This window comes from Bdellovibrionota bacterium, from assembly GCA_035292885.1.
Taxonomy (GTDB): Bacteria; Bdellovibrionota_G; JALEGL01; order JALEGL01; family DATDPG01; genus DATDPG01.
In genome coordinates this window covers 1-15,735 of record DATDPG010000023.1, presented here as the reverse complement: position 1 = coordinate 15,735, position 15,735 = coordinate 1, and the positions used below count along the sequence as shown (strand labels likewise).

Sequence of the window (15,735 nt, the reverse complement as noted above, 5' to 3'; positions counted from 1 at the left end):
CCCGGCGGCCACGCGCGTCATTTACGGCCCCAACGCCCTTCCCAACCGACCGAAAGAAGTCCGGTTGACGGTGATGGATTTAGGCTTCTGGGAAGTGGATTACGCCCCAAACGAAAACATCAGCGTTGGAGTCCAACTTATTCCGCCGTTCGGAGTGTTCGGGGGAGGTCCGGTGCTACGAGCGGTGACGCCCATCGCCGACAAACTTCATGCGGGTGTGACCGCTCAATTGGGCGGATTCAGCGTTATTGCCTCAAACAATGACCACTCCCTTTTGTATTACGGCGGCGGACCGATCATCACGTACGGGGATGCGCGCTATTCCTTAAACGTTTCAGTACTGACATACGGAGCCCAATTCAACAATAAGAGCCATGTAGGTTTGTTTCCCACCTTGGGAGCGAGTGCTCAAATTTCAGAGCATGCGAAGTTCAATCTGGAAGCGATATCGATGAACAAACTTCATGGCGAAAGCTCGTTCGGGAAAGTGTGGGCCATTCTTTATTCGCTCCGGTTCTTCAGCGACGGCGGATGGTTCGGCGAGGTCGGTTTCATCGCTCCGATCTTCCCCGGAGCGGGCGATTTTTATTCGGTCGCGCCGCTGGGCATTCCATTGCTCAGTTTTGGAAAGGCGTTTTAACGTGGAGGAACGTATGAAAAACTTTAGGTCTCATCTGGCCATCCTCGCAATGTTAACGAGCCTTGTTTCTCTTCCGAGCGTGGCCTTGGCCGAAGAAAGCACGTCAAAATTAAAATCAGAGACGGTCGGGTGGATTTTGGCACTCGACCCTATTCCCGGAGATGCATTGTTTTATGCGGACAAGCCCGGACAAGGTATCGCAAGTTTCTTATTGGGGATGCCCTTTGCCATTCCATTTTACTTGTTGATTGCCCATGCAGCCTCCGGGGGCGATTGTGTCATTGGGGAAAGTCGCTGCGAAGTGAGCACAACAGACTTGATGCTCGTCACGGGGATTCCCTATTTTGCGACGCTGGTTTGGGATGGAGTCGGTGGTATCGGCGGTGTGAAAAAACATAACGATCGTATTCGGCAAAAAGCTTCTCTTCTGCAGTCCTTGCAGCCAGTAGTTTCCGTGATGCCCGACGGCGGATATGCGGGGGTTCAATTCAAATTTTGAGCGGAAATTTGGCAATCTCTTCGTATATCGATCCCTTGGGATTTAATGTCGATTGCATCAATGACACGCGATCGACCGTGAACGCAGGCAATTTGGGTGGAGTGAATTGCTCAAGGACACTTCGTAGTGCGTCGTGTTGTTTGATATTGGCATCTCGTTGGACGCGGGCGATCGTGAGGTGGGGTGCAAAGCATTTCTTTTCTCTTGGATAGCCCAATGGATTGAGTGCTTGTTCGATGTTTTCGGCGAGTTCAACAAGTTTGGCGGCTTCGCCGTCGAGACCAACCCAAACCGCTCGCACAAAACGACGGTTCCCAAATGATCCAACGCCGTTGGGTTGAAGCGTGAAGCCGGTCGCTTCTCGCAATTGTTTCTGGAGAGCGGCCTTGATGTTATCGAGTTGACTCTCCGGCACACCGCCCAGGAACTTGAGCGTGAAATGAATTTGCTCCGGCCGCGACCATCGAAGGCATGAAGTGTCCCGTTCCTGTCGAAGCGGTTCGATCGCAGCAGCAATTACTTGCTTCACGTTTTCCGGAATCAGAACGGCGACGAAAAGACGAAGCATCAAATTTCCGGCGTTACTGTGAAAACCGCTTCTTCAATTTTGGGCAACGCGATGCAAGAATTCAGCGATAAACGACTGATACTTCACGCCCAATCGCTTCGCTTTTTCTTTGATGTTCCGAAGGTCCAGGCTATTGATTCGAATGTGTAACACCGCATCTTTTTTCCGAGTCGCAATCGCTCGAGAGATTGCCTCCATTTCAGATCTAATGACATCCGCGTATTCGCCTTTGAGCAAAGCGTTCTCAACCGCACTTTCGTTCCGAGTCAATTTAGGTCGCCTCATTCGATCTCTCCTCGCTTATATTTCTTTGTGTAATTCCGGCTCGGATAAAGCGTCTTCAAAAAGATCTCGGTGGTGGTCTCAACGTAGGGAACAACCCAGATATATCCTTTGTATTCAAATAACATGATGTTCTGATGTGCCTTCTTCGGGTGTTGTTTCACCGCAATCAGCTTCGCTTCAAGGATCTCCTCGAAGGACGCACCTCGCGCCTTTTTGAGCCTTCCGCTCTTTAACAGACTCCAACGGAGGCTCTTCATGACATTCTACTGGAATACGATTGTATATACAAGTTGTGTTATCCCTTGACGACCCCAATCGGCCTGACGTGCTGCTCGATCTTTTCGGAGTGGTTCGATGGCTTCAGCGATGGCTTGCTTGAGGGAGTCGGGTAGCAGTACGGCGACGAACAGGCGGAGCATCAGCGGAAGCTTTTGAGCATCTTCTTCCAAGCATCAATCAGCTCGGGCCGCTCCAGTATCCTCGCAAATTCACGCAGGGTCTTGCTTGCGCGCCTTACGTCGACGTCCTGCCTGGAGAGATTCAAGAGCTCCTCGGCGTCCTGGAGATCCTGCGGGCGATGGGCGACCAGTTTGTAAACAAGCAGATCGGTGAGATGAGGTATCCGTAAAGAGAACCCCTTGTATGTGATTTTTCGCGGGTGGGCGATCACTCCCTGTTCAAAAGGGAGCATAGCGATCGACAGATCGATGGGAAAATGAGTAGTCTTATGCTGCATCAAGAGGACATTCTTCGTCCGTGCGAATTCAGCGGCATGTTTGATCCTGGGAACGATGCGATGTCTTTTGAAGTGGTCGATGGCTTCTTCCACGTCCCCGTTCAACCAAAAGGTTGCATCAAGATCCCGGGTCAGCCGAGCGAATCCGCTCGCGATTACAGCGATTCCGCCGATGACCACGCCGGGCGGACGAAGCTCTTCCAGAGCTTTCGTTAGGTCGAGGAGCGCTTGTTCGAGTTTTTTAGGCGCAGCCATTGTTTCCGAACATATTTCACGTCCTGATTTCGCAACGGATCCGCGTCAGCGTCAAGAAGTTTTGGATGTAAGCGTGCGACGAAGTTCCACAGTTCGATGGCTTGCGCAATCAGTACATGAGGAGGAAATTTCTTATGTCGAACAACTTCCCTCGATTTTTGGCGAGCCGCCACAAAGTTTGCGACCCATCTCTTGGCGAGTGCACGATCCATGTATGTGGGCATTATACCAGGAAATCTATGGCTACCCTTTGACGACTCCAATCGGCCTCAAGCGCGCGACTTTTCGGCTCAAGCCGGCACCAGCTACGACGCGGACGACATCTTCGACATCCTTGTACGCCTCGGGAATCTCTTCCTGTAGCGTCGCCATGCCGGCCGACTGGACGAAAATTCCTTGGTCTTCCATTTCTCGGACGATGGGCCGCCCGCGCGAGATTTTCTTCGCTTGGGTTCGGCTCATGAGGCGGCCCGCTCCATGGCACGTGCTGCCGAAGGTTTCTTGAAACGCTTTCTCCGTCCCGACGAGAACGAACGAATACCGGCCCATGTCGCCCGGTATCAGGACCGGCTGGCCGACTTCTTGGTACGCTTCCGGCGTCAGCGGATGGTGGGGTGGAAACGCGCGGGTAGCTCCCTTGCGATGCACGCAAAGTTCTTTTTCGGTTCCGTTCGCTTGGTGTTTCTCGAACGTGGCGATGTTGTGGCAGACGTCGTAGACGACGTCGATCGCAAGTTCGTTCGGCCCCTTGTTCAGCTGACGTTCGAACGTTTCGCGGACGTAATGCGTGATCATTTGCCGGTTCGCGAAGGCGAAATTCGCGGCGCCCGCCATCGCGGCGAGATACGAACGCCCTTCCTCGGACTTGATCGGCGCGCAACAGAGCTGCCGGTCCGGCAATTCGATTCCGTATTTCCGGGCGGCCTGGAGCATCGTTTTCAGATAGTCGTCGCAGACCTGATAGCCGAACCCCCGCGAGCCGGTGTGAACCGATATCGTGACTTGATTGCGAAACAGACCCAGAACGTTCGCGATCTTTTCGTCGTAAACATCCGCGACGTACTGGATCTCGAGAAAATGATTTCCCGAACCGAGCGACCCGAGCTGATTCTTGCCCCGTTCTTTGGCCCGGTCGCTGATTTTCTCGGGATCCGCGCCGGGAATGCAGCCCGATTTTTCGATGTGGAGAAGATCTTCCTTTCGGCCTCTCCCTTGCTTCACCACCCACCCGGCACCCTCGCTCAACAATTTGACGTAATCCTTGTCACCGACTTTGAAATCGCGCCGGTGGCTTCCGACACCGGTCGGGACATTGTCGAACAGAGCGTGCACGAGACTCTTTAAGTGAGGTGTGACCTCTTCCCGGGTGATCTGCGTTCGAAGGAGGCGGACGCCGCAGTTGATGTCGTAACCGACCCCTCCGGGAGAGACGACGCCGTCTTTTGGATCGAACGCCGCGACGCCGCCGATCGGGAATCCATAGCCCCAGTGAATGTCGGGCATGGCGAACGAATGCCCTACAATTCCAGGAAGATGGGCCACGTTGGCCACCTGTTGCAGGGCCTGATCTTGCCGGAGCGACTGCATGAGGCGGTCGTCGGCGAAGACGATTCCATCCACACGCATTCCGCCCTGCTTGGGAATCCGGAATCGGTATTCGTCGATCCGCTCAACGCGGAGATTGGAAAGAGTCTCGGGCACCTAGTGTCTCGGGTCCGAGATAGCTTGACAACAAAGGACGCCGCTGCGCCCGGATGGCAAGGCGCGACGACGAAGGTGTACTTGCAAGGCTATACTCCGAGGAGGAGCAACACAGCCAGCGGGGATGCAACGGCGTCCGACCGTCAAGATATGTCGGACTCGAGACACTAAATTCATATATCGAAAATGACCGTGGCTTTCCATGACCCCGGTCGGCCTTGAATCTCAATGCCGTGGTACGTGACGGCTTTTACGTCGTGCCGGATGGCGTGGCGGACGGGATCAAAGGTTTCCCCGTGTACGCGGGCGTGCAGTGCGTTGGTCGTGAGGTTTAGAATCTCAGATCGGCAAAAGAGTTTCCGTTCCGTGTCAAAGAGGTAAAGAAGCTCTGAAAGCCACGCGATGAGGAGTTCGGATCGGTCCTGGGCGGAAACTTGGATTTCACGCGATTCGCACTCTCGAACGGCCGCCGCGTCCGTGAGCGTGTCGGTGAGTCCCCACGCGGCGTTCGCGAAGAGTTCCGGGAGCGTAAGGCCGAAGGCTTCGATTCCGATGTCCGCGGTGTGTTCGACGACTCGGTAACGTTCTTTCGGCATAAAAAAAAGGGAGACGGTTTCCCGTCTCCCTTTTAACTCAAAAACGGTTCTCTTTAGAACCTGTAATCGAAACCGATCTTGAATAGATCGAGAGCGATTACGTTGTTTGTGGCATTGCCGAGGCCGAAGAACCAGTTGAAGGCGAAGTCATAACGCACCAACAGGTTCTGCACGCCGATGGCGTCACCGAGATTCCAAGCTACGCCGCCGCCGAGCGACACGCCGATATCCTGCTCTGGCTTATTGAGCAGAAGGATGGGCAGATCGAATCGGGCGAACGGGCTGAAGCGCTCCGTCGTCATCCAGTGATACTGTGCGCCTGGAGCCATGGCGAATTGTCGTGAGCCGGGCGTCCTTTCTTCCACATCGAAATTCACGCGCATTCCGGCGTTGATGTTTTCCGTGATCCAATACCGGCCGTCCACGCCGATGTTGAAATTCCCGCGCTCGTTGACTTTGTTCCCGTCCGCGCTCAGGACGTACGGCATGGCAAAGTCGACACCGCCAGACATCTTTGTGGTGGTTGTCCCGGTGTCCGCGTAACTGGGTGGCGAGAGCAGAGCCATCGCTCCCAATACAAAAATCAATTTCTTCATGGTTGTTGCCTCCTCCTCAGGGGTTACGGTTCTTAACGCCGAACGTTATTCCGAATCATTCAGAAAATCAAAGAATTCAAAACGCTAATCTCGCAGGAGTTGGCGCAGAACGAACGGCAGAATTCCGCCGTGCTGGTAGTACGCAACCTCTTGCGGCGTGTCGAGACGGACCCGAGTGTTGAACACCCCCTCCTGTCCGTTTTCTTTCTTGTAGTGCACGGCCAATTCCAGATCACTCCGATGTTTCTGGTCGAGGAGTTCTTTGAGTTCCGCAACCGTGAAACGCTCAAGTCCGGTGAGTTCAAGTTTCGAGAAGGACTCTCCCGGCTTGAATTCGAGGGGGAGGACGCCCATTCCAATCAGATTGCTTCGGTGAATTCGTTCGAAACTCTCGGCGATGACCGCTTTCACACCCAGAAGTGCCACACCTTTCGCCGCCCAGTCGCGGGAGGATCCCGAGCCGTATTCCTTTCCGGCCAAGATGATCAGCGGAACGTTCTCGGCTTGATACTTCATCGCGGCGTCATAGATCGACATCTGGGTCTTATCAGGCAGGTGGAACGTCATGCCCCCCTCCACGCCGGGAACCAGCCGGTTCCGCAAGCGGACATTGGCGAACGTTCCCCGCATCATGACTTCATGATTTCCCCGCCGCGAGCCGTAGGAATTGAAGTCCTTCACGTCAACGCCTTGCGTCCTAAGATATAGACCCGCCGGGCTGTTCGGCTGGATCGAACCCGCCGGCGAAATATGATCCGTCGTGACACTATCGCCGAGGAGAGCCAGTACGCGCGCTTCCACGATGTCTTCAACCGCCTTGGGCGTGCGTGAGAAGCCCTCGAAGTAGGGGGGGTGTTTGACGTACGTGGATATCTTATCCCACTGAAACGTATCTCCGGCCGGCGCCGGGATCGACTGCCAGTTTTTGTCCCCTTCAAAGACGCTTTCATAACTTTTGCGAAACATCTCCGAGCGGACGGAACGTCCGATGGCTTCTTGAACCTCTTTTTGTGTCGGCCAAATCTCCCGGAGATAGACCGGCTTGCCTTTTGTGTCGGTTCCGATCGGCTCTTTTGTCAGATCGACGTCGATCCGACCTACAAGGGCGTAAGCGACGACCAGCGGCGGTGAAGCGAGATAGTTAGCACGGACTTCCGGATGGACGCGCCCTTCGAAGTTCCGGTTCCCGCTCAAAACAGATACGGCGAGTAGATTGCTCCGTTCAATCGTCTTGGAGATTTCCGGAGGCAAGGGGCCGCTGTTCCCGATACAGGTCGTGCAGCCGTACCCGACCACGTGAAAGTTCAACGTTTCGAGCGGTTTCAAAAGCTCCGCGTCCTTGAGGTAGTCGGTCACGGTTTTGGAACCGGGAGCCAGGCTTGTTTTCACCCAGGGCTTTGACCTCAAGCCCCGTTCAACCGCTTTTCTGGCCAAAATTCCCGCCCCCATCATGACCGACGGATTGGATGTGTTGGTGCAGCTTGTGATCGCGGCAATGACCACCGATCCGTTTCCGACCTCCCCATCCTCCGGAACGGTTTTTAATTTATCAAACTCGGCGAGAGCGCTTAGAAAGGATTTTTTTACATTCTTGAGTGTCACGCGATCTTGCGGCCGTTTCGGCCCGGCCAGGCTCGCCTCCACAGTGCCGAGATCCAGTTCCACCGTGTCGGAGAAGCGCACATCCGGATGGTTCCCGGTTTCGAAAAGCTGTTGCTCCTTCATATAAGCTTCGACCCGGCCGACGTCCTCGTTCGATCGGCCGGTGAGGCGCAAGTATTCCAAAGTATTGCGGTCAACCGGGAAGATGCCGCAGGTCGCTCCATATTCCGGCGCCATGTTGGCGATCGTGGCGCGATCGGCCAGGGGAAGCTCGGCCAGGCCGGGGCCGCAAAACTCCACGAATTTTCCGACGACGTTCTTTTTCCGCAGCATTTCGGTGACGCGCAAAACAGCGTCCGTCGCCGTGGCTCCCTCCGGAAGGCGGCCCGTCAAACGAAATTCCACCACTTGAGGGATCAGCATGGAGACCGGTTGGCCCAGCATCGCCGCCTCGGCCTCGATGCCGCCGACTCCCCATCCCAGGACACCCAGACCGTTGATCATCGTCGTGTGTGAATCGGTACCCACGACCGTATCGGGGTAAAGGCTGGCCCGACCGCCATCTTCCGCCGCCATGACAACGCGGGCGAGATATTCCAGATTCACTTGGTGGACGATTCCCGTGCTGGGTGGGACGACGCGGAAGTTCTGAAAAGCTTTTTGTCCCCAGCGGAGAAAACCATAGCGTTCCTGATTCCGGTCAAATTCGATTTTTGAATTTTGAGCAAGGGCGCCGGCGGATCCGAACATGTCCACTTGAACGGAATGGTCGATGACCAGCTCGACCGGTTGGAGGGGATTAATTTTCCCCGGATCTCCCCCCATCCGCTGGATCGCGTCGCGCATCGCCGCGAGGTCGACCACCACGGGAACGCCGGTGAAATCCTGAAGCAGCACACGGGCCGGTACAAACGCGATCTCCTTGGACGGCGTCGCCGTGGGGTCCCACCGGCAGAGCGCTTCAACATCGTCGGCGGTGATCGAAACGCCGTTCTCGTTCCGAAGAAGGTTTTCCAAGAGAATTTTGAGTGAAAAGGGGAGAGCCGATAACCGCAGGCTTTTGTTCTCGAGAGCCGAAAGGCGGAAGATCTCGAACGAGCGCTGGCCGACCTTGATTGTGGAACGGGCCCCAAAGGAATCTTTGCTCTTGAGCATGGAGGCGAGAGTATAGAGCATCGCCTTGCGGGGGCAAGGCGGCGCCACGGCAGGCGTTAGTCTTTCCGGCCATAGATGACTTCGTCTATGTGTTGACTGGACTGTGGGTCCCCCGACTCCACCAAGCCTTGGTAACGCATCCAGGGGGTTGTTCGCTTGGACGTAAGAAGGAGACGAAGAGATCGGCGAAGAAGTTCGGCCAAGGAGATCCTCTTCCTGCGCTCGTCCCTCTTGGCCATTTAGAATTCTGTTTTTCCCACGCTTACCTGCGTTTGAACCAGGATAACAATAACCAAATGTTATGATCCACTGTCAAATCGCCTGGGGGTACTGACCTCGCGATGACGTGGGTTCTCGCCCATCTCCCACTCAGCAAGTAAGGTGCAGGTTTTTGCCCGCGAGACGACGGCCAATCTGCCAGTAAGGTGGAGGATTTTTTTCGCGCCGCAAGGCCGCAGGCGGTGAGAAACCGGAGCGATATGGGGTTCATCGTGAGGATTTCGAACCGCCGAGAACGCAGCGGCGCGGAAAAAAGACCCACCGTGGAGCGGGAGACGGGGCTCGAACCCGTGACGTCCAGCTTGGGAAGCTGGCATTCTACCGCTGAATTACTCCCGCTTCGGGGTTTTCCGTTACCACGCTCCTCCCCCAAAATCCAGCGTTCCTGGGTACTTGGCGCGAAAGCTATGTTAGTATTCGTTCCGCATGACCGAGCAGTTTTCACTTCCCCTGGGCGCGCCCAAACAATCCCCCCGGGTTGTCGTTTTTGACTTGGAAACGCTTCGCGGGGCCGACGAAGTGGGGGGGTGGTCGAACGTTCAACGAATGGGGATGGCTTGCGGCGTCTGTTATGACACTTCGGACGGGCAATATCATGTGTATGAGGAGAAGGACGTCCCGTCACTCGTGAATCATCTGCGCCGTGCGGATCTCATCGTGGGCTTCAACCACGTTCGTTTCGACTACAAGGTTCTTTCGGGATATTCGGACACAAATCTCATCGCGTTGCCCAATCTCGACATGCTGCTCGAGATCGAGAACGTGCTTGGGTTTCGTTTGAAACTCGATTCTTTGGCAAAGGCGACCTTAGGGGAGACCAAGAGCGCCGACGGGCTTCAATCTCTTCGCTGGGTCAAAGAGGGGCGCCTGGATTTGGTCCGGGAATATTGCAAGAAAGACGTCGAGGTCACGAAGAAACTGTTTGAGTACGGCGTTCGTGAGGGGCACGTCGTTTTTGAGAAGAGCGGTCTGCCGACCCAGATCCCGGTCCATTGGAACATCGAGAAACTTACCCAGGCAAAATTGCGCAGCCGTTAACCTGTGAAAAGGGCTCTGCTGATCGGATTCCTGCTTTCCCTCCCCACGGCTTATGCGGGAGACGGGGGAGAAACGGTATCGCTCAACGACGAGCCACCCCCGACGTTTAAAGAGCTGATCGAAGCCGAGTCCACGGCAGGGATGCCGATGGATCTTCTTCGCTACGACGATGCCCTTCGTATCCGAGGCGGGTACGCGCAGGGGAGTGATCTGATCGAGGATTTTATCCGGATCATCTTTCCGACGACCGGGAGGGAGCGTCGGACGATGTTTCTCCCCATCCCCTATTGGGGGAAAAAAAAGCCGTCGTATACGGAATTCCAGTGGAAACGGTTTGAGTCGGCGCACTTCGATTTCTATACGTACTCGGCCGGAGAGGCGGTGCTCCAGCAGCTGGTTCAGTACCTCGAAGAGGAACACGAGCGGAACAACCGGATTTTCGGCGTGGAAAACCGTTTCATTAAGAAGATTCCGATTATTTATTACCAAACTCGCCGCGACTTCGAGCAGACGCATATCGTGGAAGGCCCGATTCCGGAATCGCTGGGCGGGCTGACGGAATTGTTTGCCTGGCGCCGGGTAACCTTCCCATTTGAAGGGGAGAAACAGAAGTTCGCGCACGTTTCAAAACACGAAGGAACCCACGTCTATCAAATCGCCAAGAGCGCCCGCAAACTTCCCCTTTGGTTTATCGAAGGCTCGGCGGAGACGAATTCGATCAAGTGGGACGCAGAGGCGGAGATGACGATTCGCGACGCCTTCGTGAACGGGTTCTATTTTCACTTGGACGACCTTTGGCAGATCCAGGGGAGTTGGCTCATGTACAAGCAGGGAAATTTCACGGCGAACCTGATTTGGGACGAGTACGGCGAAGAGGGATTTCGGAAGATTTACGACAACGCCGCCTCAAAAGATTTTGAGGAAAACCTGAAACAATCCCTGGGAATGACGCCCGAGGAACTCGACAACAAAGTCTTCTCCGCTCTCGGCAAACGATACGGCGACCTGCTGACGCGGAAAGATCTAATCGACGAATCGAAGGTCGTGGATAAGAAAAGGGTCCTCTTGGATAGCCATGGCCCGTTCTTTCTTTCCGGTGGAGCTTCCGGGCCGCGGAACGCGATTTACGTGAACCATTACACGCCAGGGCGAAAATTGGTTCGAAAGAAAGTCGTTTCCGACCGCCGAATGCACAACGAATCGCTCGGCTACTTCAGTAAAGGCGCTTCGATCGACGATCGCAACATTGTATACGTCATCAAACGTTCGGCGCGGGATGTCTTGCGGGTCGTTCCTTACAGCTTCGATGAAGAGCGGCGCAAATTCAAACTCGGAGATGAGGCGGAGTACGGGTTCTCCGACCTTCCGCTGCTCTCCGATCCTGTTTTCGTAGGAGAGAGCAAAATCGCTTTCATCGGATATGCCGCCGGGTTTTCGAATATCTATCGGTACGACCGGGTTTCGGGCCGTTTGGAACCGCTGACCACGGGGCAAATGCACTATTCGGGGCTCGATTATTCTCCCGTACGGAATGAATTGGTTTTCTCGCGGGAGGAGGATCGCACGAGCGAAAGAGTTCATTTTGATCGCAACCTCTATCTTCTCAATCTCGACGGCCGGGTGATGAAACCGATTACCGAGACCCAAGAAATTCGAGAAGAAGAACCCCGGTTCTCCCCGGACGGGAAGTTCATTCTATTTGTCGCGGATCCGGACACGACGTTCGACCTGTTTCAGATGGATCTCTCTTCGGGGGAGAAGTGGCGCCTGACGAAAATGAAAGTGGGAGCCCTCCATCCCGCATTCGGTCAGGGGAATAGCCTGCTGTTCAACGGTTTCAAGCGGATGTCGCCGACGATTTATGCGGCGCCTCTCCCGACGGCGGAAAAGCGCCTCGCATTGGAGCTTCCAAGTGGGCCTTCCCACGTGGTTTCGTTTCATGACGGATTCGCTCGCTTGGAGCCACAACCCTCGCCAACGCCGCCGCCTTCAGCCACGCCGTTGCCGGACGGCCTGCAGTTTTTGGAAGGCAAAGGAGTCATCGGGTACGAGCAGTACCCGTTTACCGTTCAAAGCGTCGCGAAATTAGAAGGACAGCTTCTGTTCAATACGGAAAGGGGAATGCCGGGATCCAAGAAGGTCGAGCTGGATGATCGCCAACATTTTTTCGTCATGGGTTCAAAAGAAAGTGGGGCATTGGAATCGCTCGACTCCACCATGGTCGCCCGGAAGCGATTTCCGGACACTTTAAATACGTTGATTGGAGATCGACTCTCGGGCAGGCCCATTATCCGGGTATGGGTCGGAGCGGATGGGAAGGAAGCACTCGTTTTGGTCAACAATCGATTGGCGACCGATTACGAGAAGTTTCAGGACAAACCGGATGTCGGCGTCGTCATCTATCATTTCGACACAAAGGAATTGGAGGAAATTGAGAGCGGGCCGCTTGAGGATCTTTCCGATCAGCTTCAATGGGTGGTGTTCCTGACCGACGAAAAGATTCTGCTCGCCATCGGCGAGGAACCGTTTCGTGACCTGGTTCTTCAACTGTACGACGGCCGGAAGAAGAAATATGAGGAGATCGACTTTGGCGTAGGGCATTTTCGCGTGTCTCCGGATAAGAGCCGGTTCGCATGGCTTCGGGGGCACACGATTTATTTCCGGCCGGCCACGGAAGACCGAGAAACCACGGTACGCGGGCTTGGATCGTGGGATCCGGGGAACGTCGCCTTTGATTTTTTGCACGACAACTCTCTCCTTATTTTCACGGTGGGAGGGGAAGATTGGATTCAGCATCAATACGGCGGCGGGAAGGAGGTCCCGTCGCGGTTGGCCCTCAACCATGGCAAAAGAGAGAGGGTTGTCACGGCGGCGATCGATCGAGAGACGGGAGACATCGCGCTCCGCGTTCGCCCGGCCGGCAAATCGGGAATCCCGGAAAAGCTTTTGCTGTACCCGTTTGGAAAAGCGGATCCGGTCGATCTTTCGGGAAGCGGTATCCAGTACGGTCGCGTAGCCTTCCGCGGGGGCTATCTTACGTTTTCGGAAGTCCCCGCCGGACCGGAAAAGGAAGAAGACTGGGCGTGGAAGAAAGGGGTTCGTTCTCGCTTCGATCCGCTCCAAAAAGGAGAGCTTCTTTCGGATCGATCGTTTCTTTTGGAAAGCGAGCGTGAATTATTTTTGTATCGGCCCGATCCGAAGTCGGTGGAGACGATTGCAGGACCGACCGCCGGATATGCGATTAAGAATCAAAAGATATTTTATAGTTCGCTGACGGGGGATCGCTTTCAACTGTTCGAATACGATCGACCGACGCGAAAATCTCAACTGCTTTCGCGCGAAAAACGAGACGAAATCGACCCCAGAGTCTTTGGTAAAAATCTGGTTTGGGCGGGACAGGACGAAAAGGGTTGGATCCTAAAGGAAGCACCGATCGCCAAGCCGGGGAAGGCTGAGGCTCATGTCCTGGATGGATTTGACGTTATCCACCCGGAAGTGAAAGACGATCAAATTCGGGCGCAGGCATTTCCGAAACCTTCTCTCAAAACATATCAACCGGAGATCTGGGAGCCCGGGCTCACGCCGTCCATTCTGGAAGGACAGCCCGCTCGGACGAAATTCAAGCTTCAATCGTTGACCGCGGCGGCCGCTTTTGACGGCCGAGATTTCCGCTTTTTCGTCAGCGGCTTCGCCGACAACCTCTTCAGCGATGTCGGCCTCTTTGTCAACGCCGCATTCCTTTCCAGCGACCGGTTTGCGTCGGTCAGTTACGTCGATCTGGTGAAGCAGATGAGTTATTCGTTCCGTTACAATTCCAGCGAAGAGATCCAGGATTACGGGTTTGAAGCGGCGAAGTTCTTCATCCTGGACCGGTACCGGTCCGTGACGCTGTTTTCCCAGTTCGAAATTCAGGAATACGGCCGCCAGAGGATCGACACGCTGAAGTTCGTGACGCCCGAGATGGAAAATCGGGCGTTTTACATCATCAAAGGGGGCGCCGTGTACTCCTACGATGTCACGATCTGGGATCAACACGGTCCGGTCAGCGGCAGCCGTTTCTTTTTCCGAACGGAAACAGGTCTGGATACGGGGAGTCTGGGCCTGGCGTCGATCGACGCGAACCTTGATTTTCGCGTGTACAACGAGATTCTTCCGCGTTTCGGTTTTGCCCATCGGATCGTCGGAGGAACGAGCCAGGGAGATTTGATGAACGTCTTTCTCTTGGGTGGAAACGTGTCGTTTCGCGGATTCGGATTCGACGATCTGGAGGGGCAAAATTATTGGGTCGCCAGCGAGGATCTCCGGGTTCCGATCTTCGATATCTTGGGAGCGAAGTTCTTCGACCCGCTCGATCAAGTGTTCGGTTTCTTCACTCGCTACTTTGATATTCGCGGCGGGATTTACGGGGATGTCGGCGCGGCTTGGTACAATGAGGACAAGATGGATATCGATTATTCCGTCGGATACTTCGTGAACGTGCCGACGATATTCGGCCTTGTATTTCGATTCTCCCAAGGGTTTCTCGGCGGTGATTCGATTAATATCTGGTTCGGGGTCAACTGGTGACCCCGCGCCGACCCGATTCCTTTTATCGGAAAGCGAAACGCGAAGGATTTGAAGCCCGCTCTATTTATAAGCTTCAGGAGTTGGATCGAAAGTACAAGATTCTGAAGCCGAGTCAGCGCGTTCTGGATCTTGGGGCCGCGCCCGGCTCGTGGCTGCAGTACGCCTCCTCGCGCGTGGGTGAAAAGGGTTTCATCGTAGCCGTGGACGTAAATGCTCTCCGTGCCGACGTCGCCTCCCCGCAAGTCGAGTTCGTGCAATCGGATATCTGCAGGATCGACACGGATCGAGTCACGGAGAAGGCCAAGGAATACGATGTTGTATTAAGTGACGTCGCGCCGCGCACCACAGGGGACCCCGCCGGCGACCATGAGCGTTCGTTCGAGCTTTCGTGTTGTGCCCTCACGATTGCGGTGTCCGTTCTCGCCCGTGGAGGCACATTTGTGTGCAAAATGTACCAAGGCGCCCATGGGACCGAGTTTCAAAAACAAATGGAGATGCATTTCGAATTCGTGAAGTCTCAAAAGCCGAAAGCTTCCCGTTCCGAAAGTCGGGAGGTCTTTTTTGTGGCTCTGAATTTTCGTCCTGGGCGAGGCGCGTAAATCTATTTACGAAGGAGGTTGATGGTGAACGCCGTGCCTCCATCCGGGTTATTCGACACCTCAATCGTCCCGCCGTGCAATTCAACGAAGTATTTTACGAGATACAGGCCGAGGCCGCTGCCCCGGATCCCCTTGTTTTTCACGTCCACCCCTCGATAAAATTTAGAGAAAATTTTATCTCGGTCTTCCGCGGCGATGCCGGGACCGTTGTCCGACACATTCACCTGAACCCAGTCCCCGACTTCCTGCGTGGAGATGGAGACCCGTCCGCCCTCTTGCGTGTACTTGATCGCGTTTTCGACGAGATTTGCGATCGACTCTTGAATTAATTCGGCGTCCATCGAGACGGGGAAGAGCGGTTCCAAATGAGCTTCCATCGAGATGTTTTTTTCTTTGGCGAGCGCCTGGTGGGTTTCCAAAATTCGCTCGACGATCGGATTGACGTCTCGGCTGGCGATCCGAAGCTGATATTCGGGGCGCTCCACCTTCGCCAGGTGGAGTATGCGGGAGACAAATCGAGTTAAATCTTCCGTCGAATTGAGAACGCCGCGCAATTCTTTGCGTATCGTCGTTGGTTCAAAAGTTTTGTCGTTCAGCAGACTTTCCACAATGCCCTCGAT

At 54.9% G+C, this 15,735-nt stretch carries 15 protein-coding genes and 1 tRNA gene; 5 read left to right on the top strand and 11 right to left on the bottom strand.

What is annotated here, in order from left to right; translation table 11 throughout:
- Nucleotides 1–640: hypothetical protein (locus tag VI895_02090; protein ID HLG18588.1), on the top strand; the 640-nt coding region annotated here is incomplete at its 5' end.
- 1 nt (nt 641) lies between these two features.
- Nucleotides 642–1,139, top strand: coding sequence for a hypothetical protein (locus VI895_02085; protein HLG18587.1), 498 nt, complete (start codon nt 642–644; stop codon nt 1,137–1,139).
- On the opposite strand, the gene thpR is transcribed toward VI895_02085, so the two are convergent.
- From thpR to VI895_02035, 10 genes are all read right to left on the bottom strand, one after another.
- Nucleotides 1,129–1,707, bottom strand: coding sequence for an RNA 2',3'-cyclic phosphodiesterase (gene thpR / locus VI895_02080; protein HLG18586.1), 579 nt, complete (start codon nt 1,705–1,707; stop codon nt 1,129–1,131). The two genes, VI895_02085 and thpR, sit on opposite strands and share 11 nt — an antisense overlap.
- Before the next feature lie 33 nt (nt 1,708–1,740).
- Nucleotides 1,741–1,992 carry a hypothetical protein gene (locus VI895_02075; protein ID HLG18585.1) on the bottom strand — a complete coding sequence of 84 codons (252 nt, stop codon included), beginning with the start codon at nt 1,990–1,992 and terminating at the stop codon, nt 1,741–1,743.
- A complete protein-coding gene (locus VI895_02070) occupies nt 1,989–2,249 on the bottom strand; it encodes a toxin (protein ID HLG18584.1) in 261 nt (86 codons plus the stop codon). The genes VI895_02075 and VI895_02070 overlap by 4 nt, the downstream gene beginning before the upstream one ends.
- Before the next feature lie 161 nt (nt 2,250–2,410).
- The gene (locus tag VI895_02065) at nt 2,411–2,983 is read right to left on the bottom strand and encodes a DUF6036 family nucleotidyltransferase (GenBank protein ID HLG18583.1); all 573 of its coding nucleotides are present in this window, start codon (nt 2,981–2,983) and stop codon (nt 2,411–2,413) included.
- Between the two features lie 243 nt (nt 2,984–3,226).
- Nucleotides 3,227–4,684, bottom strand: a complete 1,458-nt coding sequence (locus VI895_02060) for an RtcB family protein (GenBank protein ID HLG18582.1) — start codon at nt 4,682–4,684, stop codon at nt 3,227–3,229.
- A 173-nt stretch (nt 4,685–4,857) separates the two neighbouring features.
- The gene (locus VI895_02055) at nt 4,858–5,280 is read right to left on the bottom strand and encodes an archease (GenBank protein HLG18581.1); all 423 of its coding nucleotides are present in this window, start codon (nt 5,278–5,280) and stop codon (nt 4,858–4,860) included.
- Between the two features lie 53 nt (nt 5,281–5,333).
- A complete protein-coding gene (locus VI895_02050) occupies nt 5,334–5,876 on the bottom strand; it encodes a hypothetical protein (GenBank protein ID HLG18580.1) in 543 nt (180 codons plus the stop codon).
- Between the two features lie 84 nt (nt 5,877–5,960).
- Nucleotides 5,961–8,633, bottom strand: a complete 2,673-nt coding sequence (acnA, locus tag VI895_02045; protein HLG18579.1) for an aconitate hydratase AcnA — start codon at nt 8,631–8,633, stop codon at nt 5,961–5,963.
- 56 nt (nt 8,634–8,689) lie between these two features.
- Nucleotides 8,690–8,872 (bottom strand): CopG family transcriptional regulator, encoded by a 183-nt coding sequence (locus tag VI895_02040; GenBank protein ID HLG18578.1) that lies wholly within the window; start codon nt 8,870–8,872, stop codon nt 8,690–8,692.
- A 304-nt stretch (nt 8,873–9,176) separates the two neighbouring features.
- A tRNA-Gly gene (locus VI895_02035) sits at nt 9,177–9,251 on the bottom strand.
- Nucleotides 9,252–9,338: 87 nt separating this feature from the next.
- On the opposite strand from VI895_02035, the gene VI895_02030 reads away from it, so the two are divergent.
- Genes VI895_02030 through VI895_02020 form a run of 3 tightly spaced genes read left to right on the top strand, consistent with a single transcriptional unit; the run spans nt 9,339 to nt 15,115 of the window.
- A complete protein-coding gene (locus VI895_02030; protein HLG18577.1) occupies nt 9,339–9,950 on the top strand; it encodes a hypothetical protein in 612 nt (203 codons plus the stop codon).
- 3 nt (nt 9,951–9,953) lie between these two features.
- On the top strand, nt 9,954–14,516 hold the full coding sequence (locus VI895_02025; protein HLG18576.1) for a hypothetical protein: 4,563 nt from the start codon (nt 9,954–9,956) through the stop codon (nt 14,514–14,516).
- Nucleotides 14,513–15,115, top strand: coding sequence for an RlmE family RNA methyltransferase (locus tag VI895_02020; GenBank protein ID HLG18575.1), 603 nt, complete (start codon nt 14,513–14,515; stop codon nt 15,113–15,115). The genes VI895_02025 and VI895_02020 overlap by 4 nt, the downstream gene beginning before the upstream one ends.
- A gap of 2 nt (nt 15,116–15,117) precedes the next feature.
- Here VI895_02020 and VI895_02015 read toward each other — a convergent pair.
- A partial coding sequence (locus VI895_02015) for an ATP-binding protein (GenBank protein ID HLG18574.1) occupies nt 15,118–15,735 on the bottom strand: 618 nt, incomplete at its 5' end.

Coding starts and splice junctions, on each gene's coding strand:
- VI895_02050 (HLG18580.1), bottom strand. CDS start 5,876: ATGAAGAAATTGATTTTTGTATTGGGAGCGATGGCTCTGCTCTCGCCA.
- VI895_02030 (HLG18577.1), top strand. CDS start 9,339: ATGACCGAGCAGTTTTCACTTCCCCTGGGCGCGCCCAAACAATCCCCC.
- VI895_02065 (HLG18583.1), bottom strand. CDS start 2,983: ATGGCTGCGCCTAAAAAACTCGAACAAGCGCTCCTCGACCTAACGAAA.
- thpR (HLG18586.1), bottom strand. CDS start 1,707: ATGCTTCGTCTTTTCGTCGCCGTTCTGATTCCGGAAAACGTGAAGCAA.
- VI895_02070 (HLG18584.1), bottom strand. CDS start 2,249: ATGAAGAGCCTCCGTTGGAGTCTGTTAAAGAGCGGAAGGCTCAAAAAG.
- VI895_02075 (HLG18585.1), bottom strand. CDS start 1,992: ATGAGGCGACCTAAATTGACTCGGAACGAAAGTGCGGTTGAGAACGCT.
- VI895_02040 (HLG18578.1), bottom strand. CDS start 8,872: ATGGCCAAGAGGGACGAGCGCAGGAAGAGGATCTCCTTGGCCGAACTT.
- acnA (HLG18579.1), bottom strand. CDS start 8,633: ATGCTCAAGAGCAAAGATTCCTTTGGGGCCCGTTCCACAATCAAGGTC.
- VI895_02055 (HLG18581.1), bottom strand. CDS start 5,280: ATGCCGAAAGAACGTTACCGAGTCGTCGAACACACCGCGGACATCGGA.